Source organism: Phenylobacterium sp. J426 (assembly GCF_024699945.1).
Classification (GTDB): domain Bacteria; phylum Pseudomonadota; class Alphaproteobacteria; order Caulobacterales; family Caulobacteraceae; genus Phenylobacterium.
In genome coordinates this window covers 1,957,091-1,975,635 of the sequence record NZ_JAJOMY010000001.1, presented here as the reverse complement: position 1 = coordinate 1,975,635, position 18,545 = coordinate 1,957,091, and the positions used below count along the sequence as shown (strand labels likewise).

The 18,545-nt window shown below is 69.6% G+C and carries 16 protein-coding genes and 2 pseudogenes; 6 read left to right on the top strand and 12 right to left on the bottom strand.

Features of this window, described 5'->3' with window-relative positions:
* Positions 1-3: 3 nt before the first annotated feature.
* The 4 genes from LRS10_RS10395 to LRS10_RS10380 form a co-directional block, all read right to left on the bottom strand.
* Positions 4-768 (bottom strand): molybdopterin-binding protein, encoded by a 765-nt coding sequence (locus tag LRS10_RS10395; protein WP_257837189.1) that lies wholly within the window; start codon positions 766-768, stop codon positions 4-6.
* The gene (locus LRS10_RS10390; RefSeq protein WP_257837188.1) at positions 765-1,463 is read right to left on the bottom strand and encodes a cytochrome b/b6 domain-containing protein; all 699 of its coding nucleotides are present in this window, start codon (positions 1,461-1,463) and stop codon (positions 765-767) included. The genes LRS10_RS10395 and LRS10_RS10390 overlap by 4 nt, the downstream gene beginning before the upstream one ends.
* 49 nt (positions 1,464-1,512) lie before the next feature.
* Positions 1,513-2,106: a hypothetical protein gene (locus tag LRS10_RS10385; protein WP_257837187.1), complete on the bottom strand. Its 594-nt coding sequence runs from the start codon at positions 2,104-2,106 to the stop codon at positions 1,513-1,515.
* Positions 2,107-2,246: 140 nt separating this feature from the next.
* A complete protein-coding gene (locus LRS10_RS10380; RefSeq protein WP_257839130.1) occupies positions 2,247-2,618 on the bottom strand; it encodes a MerR family transcriptional regulator in 372 nt (123 codons plus the stop codon).
* Positions 2,619-2,753: 135 nt separating this feature from the next.
* On the opposite strand from LRS10_RS10380, the gene LRS10_RS10375 reads away from it, so the two are divergent.
* Positions 2,754-4,166 carry a short-chain fatty acyl-CoA regulator family protein gene (locus tag LRS10_RS10375; protein ID WP_257837186.1) on the top strand — a complete coding sequence of 471 codons (1,413 nt, stop codon included), beginning with the start codon at positions 2,754-2,756 and terminating at the stop codon, positions 4,164-4,166.
* Here LRS10_RS10375 and LRS10_RS10370 read toward each other — a convergent pair.
* From LRS10_RS10370 to LRS10_RS10360, 3 genes and pseudogenes are all read right to left on the bottom strand, one after another.
* Positions 4,163-4,471 carry an aminotransferase class IV gene (locus LRS10_RS10370; RefSeq protein ID WP_257837185.1) on the bottom strand — a complete coding sequence of 103 codons (309 nt, stop codon included), beginning with the start codon at positions 4,469-4,471 and terminating at the stop codon, positions 4,163-4,165. The two genes, LRS10_RS10375 and LRS10_RS10370, sit on opposite strands and share 4 nt — an antisense overlap.
* Before the next feature lie 106 nt (positions 4,472-4,577).
* A pseudogene (locus tag LRS10_RS10365) lies at positions 4,578-4,928 on the bottom strand (aminotransferase class IV); the annotation flags it as partial.
* Positions 4,925-6,268, bottom strand: coding sequence for an anthranilate synthase component I family protein (locus LRS10_RS10360; protein WP_374569757.1), 1,344 nt, complete (start codon positions 6,266-6,268; stop codon positions 4,925-4,927). The gene LRS10_RS10360 and the pseudogene LRS10_RS10365, both read right to left, overlap by 4 nt.
* 87 nt (positions 6,269-6,355) lie before the next feature.
* Between LRS10_RS10360 and LRS10_RS10355 the strand changes: the two genes are divergently transcribed.
* Positions 6,356-7,228 carry an enoyl-CoA hydratase-related protein gene (locus tag LRS10_RS10355; protein WP_257837184.1) on the top strand — a complete coding sequence of 291 codons (873 nt, stop codon included), beginning with the start codon at positions 6,356-6,358 and terminating at the stop codon, positions 7,226-7,228.
* A 171-nt stretch (positions 7,229-7,399) separates the two neighbouring features.
* On the opposite strand, the pseudogene LRS10_RS10350 reads toward LRS10_RS10355, so the two are convergent.
* From LRS10_RS10350 to LRS10_RS10335, 4 genes and pseudogenes are all read right to left on the bottom strand, one after another.
* A pseudogene (locus tag LRS10_RS10350) lies at positions 7,400-9,481 on the bottom strand (TonB-dependent receptor); the annotation flags it as partial.
* A gap of 84 nt (positions 9,482-9,565) precedes the next feature.
* On the bottom strand, positions 9,566-11,383 hold the full coding sequence (locus tag LRS10_RS10345) for a tetratricopeptide repeat-containing sulfotransferase family protein (protein ID WP_257837183.1): 1,818 nt from the start codon (positions 11,381-11,383) through the stop codon (positions 9,566-9,568).
* 57 nt (positions 11,384-11,440) lie between these two features.
* A complete protein-coding gene (gene dgcA / locus LRS10_RS10340) occupies positions 11,441-12,415 on the bottom strand; it encodes an N-acetyl-D-Glu racemase DgcA (RefSeq protein WP_257837182.1) in 975 nt (324 codons plus the stop codon).
* Positions 12,416-12,480: 65 nt separating this feature from the next.
* Entirely contained in the window at positions 12,481-13,503 is a 1,023-nt protein-coding gene (locus tag LRS10_RS10335; RefSeq protein ID WP_257837181.1) for a mechanosensitive ion channel family protein, read from the bottom strand.
* 95 nt (positions 13,504-13,598) lie between these two features.
* On the opposite strand from LRS10_RS10335, the gene LRS10_RS10330 reads away from it, so the two are divergent.
* The 3 genes from LRS10_RS10330 to LRS10_RS10320 all read left to right on the top strand — a co-directional run bounded on the left by LRS10_RS10330 (position 13,599) and on the right by LRS10_RS10320 (position 16,978).
* The gene (locus LRS10_RS10330) at positions 13,599-14,624 is read left to right on the top strand and encodes an adenosine deaminase (protein ID WP_257837180.1); all 1,026 of its coding nucleotides are present in this window, start codon (positions 13,599-13,601) and stop codon (positions 14,622-14,624) included.
* Between the two features lie 82 nt (positions 14,625-14,706).
* A complete protein-coding gene (locus LRS10_RS10325; RefSeq protein WP_257837179.1) occupies positions 14,707-15,927 on the top strand; it encodes a parallel beta-helix domain-containing protein in 1,221 nt (406 codons plus the stop codon).
* A 4-nt stretch (positions 15,928-15,931) separates the two neighbouring features.
* Positions 15,932-16,978: an SO2930 family diheme c-type cytochrome gene (locus LRS10_RS10320; RefSeq protein WP_257837178.1), complete on the top strand. Its 1,047-nt coding sequence runs from the start codon at positions 15,932-15,934 to the stop codon at positions 16,976-16,978.
* Between the two features lie 2 nt (positions 16,979-16,980).
* Here LRS10_RS10320 and LRS10_RS10315 read toward each other — a convergent pair whose 3' ends face one another.
* On the bottom strand, positions 16,981-17,337 hold the full coding sequence (locus tag LRS10_RS10315) for a DUF6152 family protein (RefSeq protein ID WP_257837177.1): 357 nt from the start codon (positions 17,335-17,337) through the stop codon (positions 16,981-16,983).
* Positions 17,338-17,470: 133 nt separating this feature from the next.
* Here LRS10_RS10315 and LRS10_RS10310 point away from each other — a divergent pair, with 133 nt between their 5' ends.
* The gene (locus LRS10_RS10310) at positions 17,471-18,544 is read left to right on the top strand and encodes an NADH:flavin oxidoreductase (RefSeq protein WP_257837176.1); all 1,074 of its coding nucleotides are present in this window, start codon (positions 17,471-17,473) and stop codon (positions 18,542-18,544) included.
* The last annotated feature ends 1 nt before the right edge of the window (position 18,545 follow it).

The following is an 18,545-nucleotide window of genomic DNA, read 5'->3' as shown; positions in this document are numbered from 1 at the left end:
GGCTCAGATGCCGGCGTACCACTGGTAGCCGCGGTCTTCCCAATAGCCGCCCTTGCCGCGCCCGAGGTGGTCGAAGCTCTCGATGGCCTCGATGCGCATGACGTACTTCGCCATCTTGTAGCCGAGCTGACGCTCGAGCCGCAGGCGGACGGGGGCACCGTGCTCCACGGGCAGAGTCCGGTCGTTCATCTCGTAGGCCAGCAGGGTCTGCGGATGGTAGGCGTCCACCACGCTTATGGTCTCATAGTAGTCGCCCGTGCCGTCGAAGGTGAGCTCCAGGGTGTCGGCGCAGAAGAAGGCGAGGTAGCGCGCCTCACGCTTCAGGCCTGCGCGGTCCAGCAGCGGGCCAAGGCGCGCGCCCTTCCACTTGCCGATGCAGCTCCAGCCCTCGACGCAGTCGTGGCGTGTGACCTGGGTGCGCGACGGCGCGAGCCGCAGGTCGGCGAGCGAGAGGCTGAGCGGCTGCTCCACCAGGCCGCCGATCTCGAGGCGCCAGTCGACGAAGCCGCTCGCCAGATGGGCCTGGTAGTCCGGATTGTCGGGATTGGTCGTACCGTTGGCGCGGAAGTCCGGAGAGATGGCGCTCTCGGGGTACTCGCGGGCCAGGATGTGTCGGCCGACCACTCGCCGCTGGGCGGACTCGGTGAAGCGCTCGACGGCCGCGAGGCCCGACAGCGTCGCAGGCGCCTGGGTCACGCGATCGCACCCCGCGAGAGCCAGGCCAGCAGCGCCCGACAGCCAGGCCCGGCGGTTCAGCGGCGGCGTCATGGCGCCTTCTCCTCAAGCCGGACGACGAACCAGCCGGTGAGGATGGAGCGCATCTCGTTGATCGGCCCCGCCGCCACGACCATGGCGACATGCGCGAGGAGGAAGGCGACCAGCGAGGCCGCGCCGAAGAAGTGCAGCGTGCGCGCGCTCTGACGGCCGCCAAACATTTCGGACAGCGGAAGCAGCGCGTCCAGCGACGGCGACATGGCGAGGCCGGTCAGAACCATCGCGGGGAGGATCACGACTCCGATCACCAGATAGGCCAGCTTCTGCAGCACATTGTAGCGCCGCGCGCCGTGGTCGAACTTCAACCGCATGTGGTCGAGGACCGAGCGTCCGACGCCGGCCAGCTCCGCCCGCCCCGGCAGCAGCTCGCGGCGCAGTCGCCCGACCAGCAGGTTGTAGATCAGGTAGACGGCGAGGCTCCCCACCAGCACCCAGGCCGCCGCGAAGTGCCACTGCCGCCCCGCGCCAAGATCGGCTGCCGCCGGCAGCGTCAGCCAGGGCGGGAAGACGCGGCCCTCTGCGTCGGGCGTGAAGGCGATGAACGCGCGGTCGAAGCGCGAGACCTCGCCCCAGTAGAGCGCGGGATGGGCGTTGAGGATCTGCAGCCCGCTGAACAACAGCAGGCCAAGGCTCAGGGCCGTGATCCAGTGGGTCAGCCGGACGAGGATCGGGTGGCGGTAGATCGCCACCCGCCCGTTCTTCAAGGGCCGGTCGGGCCGAGGCATCGCGGGCCCTTGATCACATGGGCGGCGGCTTGCCGCCCTCGCCGATCGTCACGGCGTTGGTGACCAGGCCGCCCGGCGCCGCGCCGGCGATCAGGAAGACCGGCGTGCCGCGCTTCAGCTGTGCGCGCTGACCGTCGGTGATCTGCACGATCGGCACGCTGCGCGGCACCGTCACCTTCCGCTTGCCGGTCCCGTAGTCGACCTCGAGCTCGCGGCCTCCCTTGGCGACGTTGATCTTGCCGACGGTGCCGTTGGTCATCATGGAGCCCTTCTTCTTGTCCCAGGCGTAGTGGCCCTCGCCGATCTTCACGCCCGGCGGGAAGACATGGACCTCCAACGATCGTCCCGTGCCGTCGGCCTGCGGCATCTCGGCGGAACCGATGAAGCTGCCCGGCTTGATCTCGCTCACGCTGATCGGCTTGGTCACCGCCACCCGCCAATCCTTCGTCAGACCCACGGTCACCGGCTGGCCGCTCTTAGGGCGGACGGTGATCTTCTCCGCCTGCACGTCCGTCACGACGCCGCGGATGATCTGCGGCGCCTGGGCCGCAGCGGATGTGGCGAAGGCGAGCGCGAGAGCGCCCGCGAGAGCGGCGAACCTGTTCATGAGATCTCCCGTCGAGTTATCTTGCACACAAGATAATAGCGGGATTGTTGCAAGCATATTTCGCCGCGCCGCCCCTTCAAGGACCGCGCCTCTGGGCCGCGCGCCGCGGCGGACCTCGTCCCCAGCGGCGCGCGAGCGCCTTAGGCGGCCTCTTCCTGCAGGCTCGGCAGCAGGGACTCGGCGGCTGCGAGTTCGCGGGCCAGTTCCTCGCGCCGGGCCAGCAGCTTGCGGAGCGCCAGTTGGGATCCGGCGCCCGAGCGCTGGTCGGCCTCCAGCACCTGACGGATGTCGCGCAGCGGCAGGCTCACAGAGCGCAGGCGCGAGATCCAGGCCAGCTTCTGGCGGGTCCAGCCATCGTAGTAGCGGTGGTTGAGCCGGTCACGACGGGCCTCGATCAGGCCCTTCTCCTCGTAGAAGCGCAGCGCCCGCGGCGTCATGCCGAACAGGCGGCAGGCGTCGGCAAAGCCCAGGCGGGGCAGGTGGTGCAGGTTGTCGGGGCGCCGTCCGAGCATTTCCATCCTCGTCTGTGTTTTTGCGAAACTGAGGGTTACGTTCGGTGAGGGAGGAAGCGCCCTTTCAGTCTGGATTTCAAACGAGAACGTGCGAAGGTTTGGCGCCTGCCCGAGCGCATTTTGTGAAGTTGTGAAATGGCGATCGCCAAGCTGTTCGTCGGACCCGAGGTGCGGCGCCTGCGCCAGGAGCAGGGCCTGAAGCTGCAGGCCTGCGCCGAACGGCTGGGCATTTCGGTGAGCTATCTCTCGCAGATCGAGGCGAACCAGCGGCCGGTCACCTCGCGCGTGCTGGTCTCCATCGCCGAAGCCTTCGGCGTGGCGCCCGAGGTGTTCGAGGCGCGCGAGGACGAGCGGCTGATCGCCGACCTCAAGGAGGCCGTGGCCGAGAGCGCGCACCCCGGGGCGCCGGTGGCGCTGTCGGAGATCCGGCGCGTCGCGCTGCAGGCCCCTGGCTTCGCGCGCCGTTTCCTGGACCTGCACCGCGCGAACCAGCGGCTTGCCGAGCGGCTGAACCTGACCGAGGAAGCCGTCGCCCTCGACGAGGCGACGGCCGCCAGTTCGCTCCTGCCCTACGAGGAGGTGCGCGAGTTCTTCCACGACATCGACAACTACGTCGACACGCTGGATCGCGCAGCGGAGGCGCTGTCCGAGGAGATCGGCCTCGTCAACGGCGAGCCGCCGGACGGCAAGATCATCGCCTGGCTGAAGAGCCGGCAGGGCGTGATCGTCGTGCGAGCCGCAGCCGGCGAGCTGATGCGGCGCTACGAGCCCGAGACCCGTACGCTCTGGGTCAACCCCCGCCAGCCGGCCGAGACCCAGACCTTTCAGCTCGCCTACCACCTGGCCGCCGTGGAGCTTTCCCAGGTGATCGAGGCGGAGCTCGCCCAGGCCCGGTTCCGCACACCCGAGGCGGTGGACGTCTGCCGGGTGGGCCTCGGAAACTATGCCGCGGGCGCGCTGCTGATGCCCTATCGTCGCTTCCAGGCCACCGCCCAGGCGCTGCGCCACGACATCGAGGCCCTGAGCCTGACCTTTCACACCAGTCTCGAGCAGGTGTGCCACAGGCTCTCCAACCTGCAGCGGCCAGGCTTGCGCGGCGCACCGATCTTCTTCGTGCGCATGGATTACGCCGGCAACATCACCAAGCGGCACTCGGCGACGCGGTTGCGGTTCGCGCGGTTCGGCGGCGCGTGCCCCCTTTGGAACGTCCATCAGGCCGTGGGCGCGCCTGACCGCTTCCTGGTGCAGGTGGCCGAGATGCCGGACGGCGCCCGCTATCTGTCGGTCGCCCGCAGCGTGGCCAAGCCGTCGGGCAGCTACCTCGAGCCCGACCGTCACTTCGTGCTGGGCTTCGGCTGCGAGATCGGCCACGCGCACCAGTTCGTCTATTCCGAGGGGATCGACCTTGCCGGTCCCGCCGCGCGGATCGGGGTGAGCTGCCGCATCTGCGAGCGTAACGATTGCCCGCAGCGCGCTTTCCCGCCTGTGGATCGACCGCTCCGGGTTCCGCCGCACGAACGGCGGGCGGTGCCTTTCCGTCTGGACTAGGCGAGGGCCTCGGCGAGGCGATCCACGAGGTCGGAGGCCTGCAGGTCCCGCCCGTCCAGACGCGTGACGGGCCGCACCCCGATCAGGCTGTTCGTCAGGAAGACCGCGGCGCCATGGAGGGCCTCCGGCCCGACCCGTACCTCCTCGCAGGTGACGCCGAGCCGGGCGCAGGCTCGCAGCACCTCGGCCCGGATGATCCCGTCCAGCACCCCGCAGTCGAGCGCCGGCGTGCGGACGACGCCGCCGGCGATCCAGAAGATGTTCGCCGCCGCGGCGCAGGCGACTTCGCCGCGGGTGTTCAGCATCAGCGCCTCGTCGCCGCCCGCGGCGCGCGCCCTCGCTGCGAGCCAGAACGTTGTCGAGGTAGGCCAGCGTCTTCAGCCGCGCGGCAGGCGAGCCGGCGTTCCGGCGGACGGCGCTGGTCGCCAGAACGGCTGGCGCGGCAGGAGCCGCCGTCGGCGCGGCGGTCGCCGTGAGCCGCGGCGCGAGCACGGCTGGCAGGTCGAGGCCACGCCCGCCGGGGCCGGCGCTCCAGTTGATCCGGACCGCGGCGCGCGACGCCGCCCCGGCCCGGTCCAGGGCGGCCTCCGCCTCCTGACGGCAGGCGAGACGGTCGGGCTCCGGCAGCCCAAGGACCGGACAGGCCCGCATGAGCCGGTCGAGATGGGCGTCCCAGTGGACCAGCTCGACGCCGTCCCACAGGATCGTCTCGAAGAGGCCGTGGCCGAGGGTGAAGCCGCGATCTTCCTGGGCGATGCTCATGGCCCCTCTCCGGTGAGCGCCGCCAGGATGGCGCTGATCTTGTGTCGGGTCTCGGCGGCCTCGGCGTGCGGGTCGCTGTCGGCCACCACGCCGCCGCCGGCGCGGGCCTCGAAGCGCCAGCCGCCGGCCTCTTCCACAAAGGCGACGGTGCGGATCAGCACGCTGGCCTCCAGGGCGCCGTCGAAGCCCGCCCAGAACAGGCTGCCGCAATAGGGGCCGCGCGGCGGCTCATGGCGCGCGATCACCTGCATGGCCTGCAGCTTCGGGGTGCCGGTGATCGAGCCCGGCGGGAACGCGGCAAGGAAGGAGTCCCAAGCCGACCGCCCCGGCGCCAGCCGCCCACGCACGCGGGAGACCAGGTGGTGGACGTTGGCGTAGGTGCGCAAGCTGGCGAGTTCCGGGACCTGGACGCTGCCGGGCGCGCACACGCGGGCCAGGTCGTTGCGCATCAGATCGACGATCATCAGGTTCTCGGCCCGATCCTTCGGGCTGGCCAGCAGTTCGCGGGCCAGCGCCTCGTCCGCGGCCGGATCGCCGCCGCGGGGACGGGTGCCCTTGATCGGCCACGTCTCCACCACGTCCCCGCGGACGGAGAGGAAACGTTCCGGCGAATTGGAGACCACGGCGCGGCGCGGCAGTCGCAGGTAGGCGGCATAGGAGGCCGGGCTTGCCTTCGCCAGTCGGCGGAAGAGGTCGAAGGGCGTGCGGCCTGACCGCAGCCGTCCGCGCCAGGCGCGCGCCAGGTTGGCCTGGAAGATCTCGCCCGCGGCGATACGGCCGACGGTCTCGGCCACGGCTTGGGCATGATCCCGGTCGTCGAGCGACACCGCAACCTCGGCGGCGAGCGGGCCGCCGGACGGCGGGGCGGACGGCGGCGCCTCGAGCCAGCTCATCGCATCGCGGGCCCGCCCCTCGGCTTGGGCTTGATCGCCGCCCCGGCCGATCGCGACGAGCCGACGGTCGTCCGCGTGGAAGGCCAGCAGCGCGGGATATCGCGCGAGCGTCAGGTCCGGCCAGGCCGGATCGCGGGCCTGCGGCGCGACCGTCTCGAGCCGGGCGGACAGCTCGTAAGACGCCAGTCCCAGCACCCCGCACCGGAACGGCGGATCGTCGCCCTGGGCCGCACGCGGTCCAAGCATCGCCGGCAGGTCCTCGCCGACCGCGTCGGGCCGGCGCAACAGATACGACCAGCCGCCGCGTCCGGACAGCAGCAGCGCCGCGTAGGCCTCATCCGCGTACGCGGCCATGGCGGCGACAGGATCGCACCACGGCCCATCGATCCGCGCCACGAAGGCGTGCGCGTCGTGGGCGAGCGTCTGGCTGGCGGGATCGGCGGTCACGGCGCCCGTATAGCATCGGTCGCGGCCTGCTTGCCTGCCGCCTCGTCAACGGGGCTCTCCTTCCGGCAAAGCGCTAGGGAGGCGCCCGTGGGCTACGAGACCCTGATCTACGAGACCGATGGTCCGGTGGCGACCGTCACCCTGAACCGACCCGAAAAGCTGAACGCCTACACCGGTCAGATGGGCGCGGAACTGGCCGACGCGTTCCGGCGCGTCGACGCCGACGACGAGGTGCGCGTGGTGATCGTCACCGGAGCGGGCCGCGGCTTCTGCGCGGGCGCCGACATCTCCTCCGGCGCGGGCGCCTTCGACACGCGGGCCGAGGGGTCCGTGGCCTTCGCCGGGCCGGGCCAGGCGCGGCCGTCCGACGGCGGCTTCGTCGGCGCGATCTTCCGCTGCCGCAAGCCCTCGATCGCGGCGATCAACGGCGCGGCGGTGGGCGTCGGCGCGACCTTGACCCTGCCGATGGACATCCGCATCGCCGCCGAGGGGGCCCGGTTCGGCTTCGTATTCGCCAGGCGCGGCCTGGTGCCGGAGGCCGGCAGCGCCTGGTTCCTGCCGAGGCTGGTGGGCCTGCCGCAGGCGTTGCGCTGGTGCCTCTCAGGCCGGCTGATCCCGGCCGAGGAGGCGCTCGCCGGCGGGCTGATCAGCGAGGTGGTCTCCCCGGAGCGGCTGCTGACCCGAGCCAAGGAGATCGCCCTGGAAATCGCCGAGCACACCGCGCCCGTCTCCATAGCCCTCACCCGCCAGATGCTCTGGCAGTACGGCTCCGCCCCCGACCCGTGGGAGTTGCTGAAGCTCGACGGCCCGCTGTCGATGGAGCTGGGCGCGGGACCTGACGTGCGGGAGGGCGTGGCGGCCTTTCTCGAGAAGCGGCCGCCCAAGTTCCCCGGCAAGGTCTCGACCGATATCCCGGAGCGGGCGGCGGGGCTTGGATCCGCCGCCCCTTCCGACGCCTAGAACGTCTGGCCGAACCTCAGGCCGATGATCCGCGGCCGGATGGGGGGTGACCCAGACGCGAGTGCAGACCACGCAGGCCACGAAGCGGTCGACCTGCCCATCCTCGTCGAACAGGTTCTTGGCGAAGGCCTCGACCCGCCAGGACCCGTTGGTCAGGCCCGCCGTCATGTCGAAGGTGGTGTAGGCGGGCGTCTTGCCCACCAGCGCCCGGTCGGCCGCACGGAGATCGGGATAGGCCGAGCCGTTGTGGACCACCGCGCCCTGGACGTGGGCGTCGAGGCCCGACATCGCCTCCCACTCGTAGCGGACGTACATGCTGCCCTTGAACTTGGGCGTGACCGGCAGCGACTGGCCCTTGGGCGCCAGGATCGGGCCGCCGGGGGTGTTGCGGTAGTCCTCGTCCAGCTCGGCGTCGATGTAGCTGGCCGCGCCGTTGATCGACAGCCCCTCGGCGACGGCCCAGGAGACATCGGTCTCGATCCCCCGCATCTTGGCCTTGCCGCCGTTGGCGATGATGGTGAGGCCGTTCTGCCCCAGGAACGAGAACTGGTAGTCGTCCCACTTCGCGCTGAAGACGGCGCCGTTCCACCGCAAGCTGTTTTCCAACCAGGTGGTCTTCCAGCCGAACTCGAGGTTCTTGAGAAAGTCCGGCTGATAGGGGTCGCCGCCGCGGCGATTGACGCCGCCCGGCCGGTACCCCGTGGAATAGGTTACATAGACCATGCGGTCGTCGTCGAACTTGTACTGGGCGTTGAGCCGGTAGGTCTCGCCGTTGTCCTCGGTCAGCTGCAGCAGGTTTGTGCAGGGGCTACCCTCGACGATCTCGGGACCGAAGCAGGCGGCCTCGCCGGTGCGCGAGCTGTAGCCGTCGCTGTAGCCGAAGAAGCCCTTCAGCCCGTTGCGCGCCTTGAAGAAGCGGATGCCGGCGTTCAGCGTCAGCTTGTCGCTGGCGTCGATGCTGACATCGGCGAAGGCGGCGTAGTCCTTGTCGGTCCGCAACTGCTTGGTCAGCCAGATCGTGTCGGGCCAGCCGGTCACCGAGATCGAGTCCGCCAGGTTGTCGATCTTGTAGCGCTGCTGAATGTTGTGGGTCTGCTCCTGGTAGAACAGGCCCATCGTCACCCGCATCATCTGGTCGGCGGGCGTCGAGACACGGAACTCGTGACTCTGCTTCTTGAAGACGTCCTTCGACTGGATGTACTGGCTGATGTCGATGTTGTCGCCGGCGTCGTCGTACCAGTACGCGCCGTAGCCGTAGAGCGTGTCGTAGAAGTACGCGTAGTCCGAGTAATCGCTCTCGCCGTCGATCCAGCGCTTCATGTAAGCGCCGGCATAGACAAGATCGAGGTTCGAGACGGCCCCCTGCACCGTCAGCGCGGCCTGGGCCCACTTGTCGTCGCCCTTGTCGGGACGGAAGCGGGCGGTCTTCAGCCGGCCGCGGCCCGGGTCGTAGAAGAAGGCGCCGTCGCCCTCCGTCCGCTGCATGTTCAGGGTCGGCATGATCGACCAGTTGTCGTCGAGGTCGATCTTCAGGGCCGCGCGGGCTCCGTAGGTATCGACCTCGTTGAAGTCGTCCTCGGCCAGGGCCGCGTTGTTGATGGTCACCGGCCCGGTCGGATAGGTGAGACTGGCCTGCTCGTTGTCGATGTAGCCGGCGTCATGCGACGCCCAGCCGACCAGCCGGACCGCGGCGCGTTCGCCCAGCGGCTGGTTCACGAAGCCTTCGACGCCATAGCCGACGCCGCCGTGAGCGACGCTGTTGACCTCCAGGTCGTAGGCCGCTTCGAAGCCCGAGGTCGACGGCTTGTTGGTGATGATCCGGATCGTGCCGGCCTGGGAGCTGGCGCCGTAGAGGGTGCCCTGCGGGCCCGCCAGCACTTCCACCCGCTCGATGTCGTAGACGTGGATGTCGAGGGGCCCGGTGATCGTCGTCACCGGCTGCTCGTCGAGGTAGACGGCGACGCTCGGCTGCGGGCCCGAGTGGTTGCTGTTCTCGCCCGAGGCGACGCCCCGCATGTAGATGGTGTTGAAGCCGGGCGCCGACGCCTGGACCGTGACGTTCGGCAGGAACTTCACGTAGTCCGCCATGTCGGAGACCTGCAGCTGGTCGAGGCGCTCCGTGCCCAGCGCCTGAACGCTGATCGGCACGTCCTGCAGGTTCTCGGACCGCTTCTGGGCCGTGATCACCACTTCTTCGAGGGTGGCGCCGCCGCCCTGCTGCGCCGCCGCGGGCGCGGCCACGGCCGTCAGCATGGTCGTGGCCATCAGGCCGGCCGACCAGCGGGCCACGTTACGATCCTTCGCCTTCATGCTTCCCCCAGTGAGAGCTGAAGCGGCCTAATACGCTGGCGCCTCCGGGTACGCGTTCAGAACAGGACCCAGCGCCGCCTTCAGCGGACCGAGCCAGATATCGTAGTTACGCCAGTGGTCTGCGGCGTCGGTAAAGATTGGCTTACGGACCTGTTCGGAGCTCGCGGTCCGAACCGCCCTGTCGTTTTCGTAGAACTTCAGGCACGCCGCCTCGAAGGGCAGGCCGCAGTATTCGAGCAGCCTGCGGACTTCCGCCTCCGGATCGGTCACCATCTGCTCATAGATCACGCGATGCACCCGGCCCGGCAGCACCCGGTCGAAGTGCGCCATCAGCTCCACGTAGTCGGCGTAGTACCTGCCGATGTCGGTCAGGTCGTAGGTGAATCCCTGACCGCGCGCGAAATGCTGCTTGAAGCCGGAGAAGCCGCAGCCGAGCGGGTGGCGTCGCGCGTCGATCACCTTGGCGTTCGGCAGGATCAGGTGGATGAAGCCCAGGTGCGCCCAGTTGTTGGGCATCTTGTCGATGAAGAACGGCCGGCCAAGCTTCCGGTGGACCTCGGCGCGGGCGAGGTACTCCTCCCCCAGGTCGTAGAGCGCCTTGGGCGAAAGCTCCGCCAGAATGTCAGGATAGCGCCCCGCCGATGACTTCTTGGCCAGCCCGCCCAGCTTCCGCGCCATGGCGATGAGGTCGGGGAGTTCCTGCGTGCCTTCCACTTGGCTGTGGCTGGAGAGGATCTGCTCGACGAGGGTGGAGCCCGCGCGCGGCAGGCCGACGATGAAGATCGGGTCCGGCGCTGAGGACCCCTGGCCCGTCCGCGCCGCCAGGAAGTCCGGCTTGAACAGCGCCTTGGACCGCCGGACGTGGATGGTGGTCTCTTCCGGATCGTATGAGAGCTCGTATTTCCTGAGCTTGTTGCCCTCGGCGTAGTGGCGGAAGGACGGCTCGTAGGCGCCCTGGTCCTCGTAGGCCTTGCCCAGGGCGAAGTGCAGGTGGAAACGGTCGTCGTCGGCGAGCTCATCCGTCTCGAGCTGCCTCTCCATCTGGGCGACATCCTCGGGCGTGAACCTGACGGTCTTGAGGTTGGCCAGGCTCCACCACGCCTCGCCGAGGTTGGGGGCCAGCGCCAGGCTCTTGCGGTAGGCCTCCACCGCGTCCGCCTGCCGCCCGACGGTCTTCAGCGCGTGACCGTAACTCATCCAGGTCTTGGGATGCCTCGGATGGGCGGCGACGACCTTCCCGTAGAGGACGATGGCGTCCTCGTAGTCGCCGATACGCCCAAGCGCGGCGGCCTTCAGGTTCAGGTAGGCGGGGTTGTGCTCGTCGCCCGCCAGCAGCACGTCCAGCTGTCGGATCGCTTCCACCGGCTTGTTGTGGCGGTAGAGCACGGTCGCATAGTTGTGCCGGGCGGGCGTGAAGCCGGGCGCCAGCTCGACGCAGCGCGCCAGCAGGTTCTCGGCGTCCTCGTACCGCCCGAGCCGCATGCCGGTCTCGGCCAGCATCCGGATGGCGGCGACGTCGGTAGGCTGGGCCTTCAGCCGCTCGCGCAAGAGCTGCTCGGCGTAGGCCAGCCGGTTGTTCACCAGGGCATTCGCGGCGGCGATCATCTGCGGGTCCTGCACCGACCCCTTCACCGAGCGCAGGTAGGCGTCCTCGGCCGCCTCGGTCTCGCCCTGCCGCCGCAGGGCCGCGCCCAGCAGGCGCAGGGCGTGGGGATGTTCCGGGGCGACGCTGAGGATCTCGCGCGCCTGGCTCTCGGCGAGGGCCGGATCGCGGGCGAGAAGATGCGCGGCGTGGGCGAGCGCCACCTCGATGGTGCCGGTAGGCTCTGCAGCCGCGCTTGTCACCCGCCCTCCCCGAACGACATCGTCGGATGAAGCGGCCGATGCGCTCAAGCTGTCAACTCAACCGGCAGGCGACGGATCGCCCCAGAAGCCTGGCTGTGGCGGATGGAGCACGCCCCGCTCGAAGCGGCAGCCGCCGGGCCTGTCGCCGGCGATCCACCACGGCCCGTCCAGGTCGATGAAGTCCGCCTCGCCGGCCAGGACGAAGGCGGGCGCGATGGCGAGCGAGCTGGCCACCATGCAGCCCACCATCAGCGAGAGGCCCTCGGCGCGGGCGGCTTGCGCCAGCGCCACGGCCTCGGTCAGGCCGCCGGCCTTGTCGAGCTTCACGTTCACCGCCTGGTAGCGGCGAAGCACGGCCGGCAAGTCCTCGCGGGTATGGACGCTCTCGTCGGCGCAGATGGGCGCGGGGTAGCTCAGGCCTTCCAAGGCGGCGTCCCGGCCCGCGGGCAGCGGCTGCTCCACCAGGACCACCCCGCAGCGCGCGATGGGCGCTTCCATCGCCTTGAGGATGTCCAGCGTCCAGCTCTCGTTGGGATCGACGATGAGACGGGCGGCGGGCGCGGCTTCGGCGACCGCCAGCAGCCGCTCGGCCGGCCGGTCGGCGGAGAGCTTCACCTTCAGCAACGGCGCCTCGCGGGCCGCCGCCGCGGCCTCGGCCATGCCGCCGGGCGCATCCAGGCTGATGGTCACCGCGGATGGGACAGGCTCGGGCGGCATGCGGCCCAGCATGTCGAACACCGCCTCGCCTTCGCGCTTGGCGAGCAGGTCCCAGAAGGCGCAGTCCAGGCCGTTGCGCGCCGCCCCCGGCGGCAGGGAGTCGATCAACATCTCCGGGTCCCCACGCAAGGCCGCCATCACCTTGCCGGGCGTCTCGTCATAACGTGCATAGGGAACGCATTCGCCGCGGCCGGTGAGACCGCCGTCCGACAGCTCGACCACCACCACCTCGGCATGGGTCTTCACGCCGCGCGATATGCGGAACGGCGCGCGGAGCGGCAGGCGCTCGAAACGGGCGGAGAGCGTCGGGGCCATCGGACGCCCCTTCTCACCGATCCTGGACGGCCCGTCGACCTCAAGCGGCGGTATGGCGGCCGATCTCAGGTCCGCGGGTCGGGATCGTCGTACAGCGGCCGGTCCTCGCCGGACCCGGCGAAGGGACGGGCGAGGTCCTCCGCCGCATCGTTGACGGTGTGCGACGCGGGTTCGGTCGCCTGAGCCTCGTTCGACGGCTGTTCGAGCCGCAGCGCGCGCCGCGCCGCCTCGCCCTCCTGGCCGAACAGGCTGCGGAGACGGACGTCCATCTGCGGGAAGGGAATCTCGATGCCGGCCTGCTCGAGCCCCTCGGCGATCGCCCAGGTGTAGGCCGCGTGCATCGCGCCCGGCCGCTTGACCGCTTCCAGGGTCGGCCAGACGACCAGCTCGAAGTTGAGGCCCGACGCCCCGAAGCCGGTCATCCAGACCTGGCTTTTCTCGGTGTCGGTCTCGGGCAGGGTGAACGGCACGCTGCGCGCAGCCTCCAGCACGACGTCGCGGACCTTCTCCCGGTTGCAGCCGTAGCCCACGGTGAAGGGTATGTGGATCCGGCGCGTGTGCCCCCGCAGCGTCCAGTTCACCACCGGCCCCTCGATGAACTTCGAGTTGGGGATCACGAGGTCGATGTTGTCGTTGGTGCGGATCCGCACGGCGCGCGGGCCCACCTCCTGCACGACGCCGCGCTTGCCATCCTCGAGCTCGACGAAGTCGCCGACGCTCAGCGAACGGTCGAAGATCAGCACCAGCCCCGAGACGAACTCCTTCACCACGCCCTGTAGGCCCAGACCGATGCCGACGCCGACGGCGCCCGCGAACACGGCGAGCGACGACAGGTTCAGCCCGACTGTCGAAAGGCCGGCGATGATGGCGATCAGGACGACGCCATAGGTGACCAGCTTCTCGACGATGTAGAGGGCGGCGGCGCCGTGCCGGGCGCGGCCGCGCAGCCGGCGGAGGCCCCCGCCCACCAGCCGGGCGATGAGCATGCCGGCCAGGATCACCGCCAGGCCCGCCACGATGCCGCCGAGCGTCACCGGCGTGCGGCCGATGGCGAACAGCACGAAGCCGGGCAAACGGTCGAGGTCCATCGGCTGGCGAACGCCGGGGTGGCGGACGGCGTTCCGGCCGCCGCGCGCCTTAAGGTTGCGCTTGACCCACTCGCGGAAGGGAGGATGCTCCCGGCATGACTGCGCTCGCCGACTTCATCCGCGGCCTTCCGAAGGCCGAGCTCCACCTGCATATCGAGGGCAGCCTCGAGCCCGAGCAGATGTTCGAGTTCGCCAGGCGCAACCGCGTGGCCTTGCCGTTCAGGTCGGTGGAGGAGGTGCGCGCCGCCTACGCCTTCTCGAACCTGCAGGACTTCCTGGACATCTACTACCAGGGCGCGGGCGTGCTGCAGACGGAAGAGGATTTCCGCGACCTGGCGCTCGCCTACTTCGGCCGCGTCGCCGCCGACGGCGCCCGGCACGTGGAGCTGTTCTTCGATCCCCAGACCCATACCGACCGCGGGATCCCCTTCCAGGTGGTCGCCGACGGCCTGCTCGCGGGAATGGCTCAGGCCGAGCGCGAGTTCGGCATGAGCTCCAGCCTGATCCTCTGCTTCCTGCGCCATCTGGACGAGGACGCCGCCTTCGCCACCCTGAAGGCGGCCGAGCCCTATCTGGACCGGATCCTCGGGGTCGGCCTCGACTCCTCCGAGGTCGGCCATCCGCCCTCGAAATTCGCCAAGGTGTTCAAGGCGGCTCGCGAGCGGGGCCTGAAGCTGGTGGCCCACGCCGGTGAGGAGGGTCCTCCGGAGTATGTCTGGGAAGCCCTGGATGTCCTGGGCGTCGACCGCATCGACCACGGCAACCGGGCGCTCGAGGACGAGGCGCTGGTCCGCAGGCTGGTGGCGGAAGGCATGACGCTGACGGTTTGCCCGCTGTCGAACCTGAAGCTCTGCGTCGTCGACGAGCTCAAGCGGCACCCGCTGAAGCGCATGCTGGCGCTCGGTCTGAAGGCCACCATCAACTCGGACGACCCCGCCTACTTCGGCGGCTACCTCGCGCAGAACTGGACCGAAACCGCGGAAGCCGTCGGCCTGACCCGCGACGAGCTGGTGACGCTCGCCAAGAACAGCTTCACCGGCGCCTTCCTCGGGCCGGAAGCCGTCGCGCGGCACGTGGCCGACATCGACGCCTATGTGGCGAAGAGCACGACGGCCGCCTGAGGGCTTGCATCGGCTTGCGGAACGACGTCACTTCCAAAGTTGAACGGCGCGTCACGACGCCGGCGAGACGGAGGGAGCTGACATGATCCGGATGATGACCGCCTGCGCGCCGATGGCGATGGCGTTCGCGTTGGGTGCAGGGGCCGCTCAGGCCAAGACGATTGCGGTGGCCGCCGGTCCGGACGCCCAGGAACGCCTGCAGACCGCTCTCCTCGACGCGAAGCCCGGCGACGTGGTGCAGCTGGGCGCCGGCCGCTTCGACCTGACCGACGGCCTGTCGCTGGACGTGGACGACGTGACGGTGAAGGGCGCGGGGCCCGAGGCCACCGTACTGTCGTTCAGGGGGCAAAAGGGCGCCGGCGAGGGCCTGCTGATCACCTCCGACAAGGTCACCGTCCGCGACTTCGCCGTCGAGGACACCCGCGGCGACGGCATCAAGGCCAAGGGCTCGGACCAGATCAGCTTCGTCAATGTCCGCGTGGAATGGACCGGCGGGCCAAACGAGAAGAACGGCGCCTACGGCGTCTATCCGGTGACGTCGACGAACGTCCTGATCGACCGCGTGGTGGTGAAGGGCGCCTCGGACGCCGGCATCTATGTGGGCCAGTCGAAGAACATCGTGGTCAAGCGCAGCCGGGCCGAATTCAATGTCGCTGGCATCGAGATCGAGAACTCGTACAACGCCGACGTCTTCGACAACGTGGCGACCCGGAACGCCGGCGGAATTCTGGTGTTCGACCTGCCGAACCTGCCGCAGATGGGCGGTCACTCCACCCGGGTGTTCCGCAACAAGGTGGTCCAGAACGACACCGCCAACTTCGCGCCCAAGGGCAACATCGTCGCCAGCGTGCCGACCGGCACCGGGGTGATGGTGATGGCCAACCGCAACGTCCATGTCTTCGAGAACGAGCTGGACGCCAACCAATCGGCCGCGGTGATGCTGGTCAGCTACACCGAGAAATTCGACGACAAGACCTACAACCCGCTGCCGCGCGACGTGGTGGTCCGCGACAACAAGCTCGGCCGGAACGGCTGGGACCCGCAGTTCGACGGCGGCAAGCTGCTGGCGCTGGTGGGCGGCGGCTCGATCCCGCCCGTGTTGTGGGACGGAGTGGTGACCTGGAACGGCGGCGAGACGGCAAAGGTGCGGCTTCTCGACGGGCCGGTGATGAACCTCAACCTGCCGTCACCCGGCGAATTGGCCAAGGCCAGGCCGCAGGTGTTGCCGACCGTCGGTGACACCGCAGCGCCCGAGCCGCCTGCCGTGGTCCTACCCAAGCGCCAGGCAGACCTCGGAGCCTGAGCCGATGCGGCGTCTGGCGGCGGGTCTCGCCGCGCTCCTCTGCCTGGGGGCGGCGCCCGTGCCCGGCCCCGACTACACCCGGCTCGTCGCCGACAGTCCTGCGCCGAAGCTCTCGGACTACCGCCTGCCGCTGAAGGACGGCGGCCGCGCGGCAGGCCCCGGACTGACGCCCTATGCGCTGAACACGCCGCTGTTCAGCGACTACGCTGAAAAGTACCGGTTCGTCGGGCTGCCGCCGGGGGCGAAGGCCACCTACCGCGCCGAGGGGAGCTTCGATTTCCCGGTCGGCGCGGTGCTGGTGAAGACCTTCGCCTATCCGGCGGACCTGCGCCGGCCGGACGAAAGGGTCCGCTCGCTGGAGACCCGCCTGCTGATCCGCAAGGCCGACGGATGGGTCGCCCAGGCCTATGTCTGGAATCCCGAACAGACCGACGCTGTGCTGAAGCGCGCCGGAGCACGGATCCCCGTCGAGGTGATCGATCCCCAAGGCCGGACGCGGTCTATCGACTACGCCGTCCCCAACCAGAACCAGTGCAAGGAGTGCCACCAGCTCGACAAGGCGATCAGCCCGCTCGGGCCCAAGGCGCGCAATCTGAACGGCGACTTCACCTATGCCTCGGGCCGGCGGAACCAGATCGTGCACTGGACCACGGCCGGCCTGCTCAGCGGAGCCCCTGCGCCGGCCCGGACGCCCCGCATCGCGCGGTGGGACGACCCGGCGGAGCCGGTGGCGGCGCGCGCCCGGGCCTATCTCGACGCCAACTGCGCTCATTGCCACCACCCGAACGCCATCGCCTCCAACAGCGGCCTCTTCCTGCAGTGGGAGCAGCCCGAAGGCCCGGCCCTCGGGTTCGGCAAGCGTCCGGTGGCGGCGGGCCGCGGCTCAGGCGGGCTGGAAGTGGCCATCGCGCCCGGCAAGCCGGACGCCTCGATCCTCGTCCACCGCATGGCCTCGGACGAGCCTGGCGTGATGATGCCGGAGCTCGGGCGTTCGGTAACCCACGAGGAAGGCCTGGCTCTGGTCCGGCAGTGGATCGCCGAGATGCGCTGAGCCTATTGGCGCGCCGGATAGAGGTCGTAGGTCCGGTCGCCGACGACCAGCCGCTCCGTCTTGATCTCGGAGCCGCCGTCGATGCGCTTGTGGCCGCGCGCCGTCACCTGGGTTCCGGCCGGTATCGCCTGAAGGGTCAGGCCCGACCGCTGGATGGCGGCGGGCGGCGCCAGCATCACATCCCATACGCCCTGCGCCGTGCGCACCTTGATCACGCCGTGCGGCGAGCCGAGATCGGCCGAGATGACCGCGCCGGAGACCGAGCCTTCCTGGTCGGAATAGCCGGCCCATCCATGGTGGGCCTGCGCAGATACGGCCCCGAGGGCCAGCAGGACGGCGGCGAGGGATAAGGCCTTCATTGCACGGACCTCCGTTCTGGAGCCCACACCCTACGCCGCGCCCCGCCGCGCTGAAAGCCCCTCCAGAAACCCTGGCTTGCGCGGACGCCGCGTCAGCAGGCTAGGTGCGGGCAACCTCAAGGAGACCTATCCCTTGGCCGAGAAAAGCCTGTTCGATCCGCTGCCGCTGAAGCACGGCAAGCCGCTCAAGAACCGTTTCATGCTGGCGCCCCTGACGAACCAGCAGAGCCACCCCGACGGTACGCTGTCGGACGACGAATTCCGCTGGCTCACCCTTCGAGCCGAGGGCGGCTTCGGGCTGACCATGACCTGCGCCGCCCATGTCCAGGCGCAGGGCCAGGGCTTTCCCGGCCAGCTGGGCGTGTTCGGCGACCAGCACCTGGAGGGCCTGACGCGGCTGGCGTCGGCCATCAACGCCACCGGCAGCCGATCCTCGGTGCAGCTGCACCACGCCGGCAACCGATCGCCCGCCGACCTGGTGGGCCAGCCGGTCAGCGCTTCGGATGATCCCGACACCGGCGCCCGAGGCCTGACCACCGGCGAGGTGGAGCAACTCGTGCAGGACTTCATCGCCGCCGCCGTCCGGGCCGAGAAGGCGGGCTTCGATGGCGTCGAGCTGCACGGCGCCCACGGCTATATCCTGGCCCAGTTCCTCTCGCCCGAGATCAACCGGCGCGACGACCGCTACGGCGGCAGCCTGGAGAACCGCGCGCGCATCCTCTTCGAACTGATCGATGGGGTGCGCCAGGCCACCGGCCCCAACTTCCAGCTCGGCCTGCGCCTCTCGCCCGAGCGGTTCGGCCTGAAGCTGTCCGAGATCGTCGAGGTCGCTCAGCAGATCCTGCGCGACGGCAAGATCGACTACCTCGACATGTCGCTGTGGGACGTCTTCAAGGAGCCCGCCGAGGAAGAGCACAAGGGTCGCTCCTTGATGTCGTTCTTCACCGACCTGGATCGCGGCGACGTCAAGCTGGGCGTGGCCGGCAAGATCACCACCGCCGCCATCGCCCGCGAGATGCTGGACAAGGGCGCCGACTACGTCCTGATCGGACGCGCCGCCATCCTCCATCACAACTTCCCGGAACTCGCCCGAGACCCGGCCTTCGCCCAGGTCCCGGTTCCGGTCAGCCCGGAATACCTGGCCAAGGAAGGCGTCAGTCCCTCATTCGTCGAGTACCTGCGCAACACGTTCCGGATGGTCGCCTAGG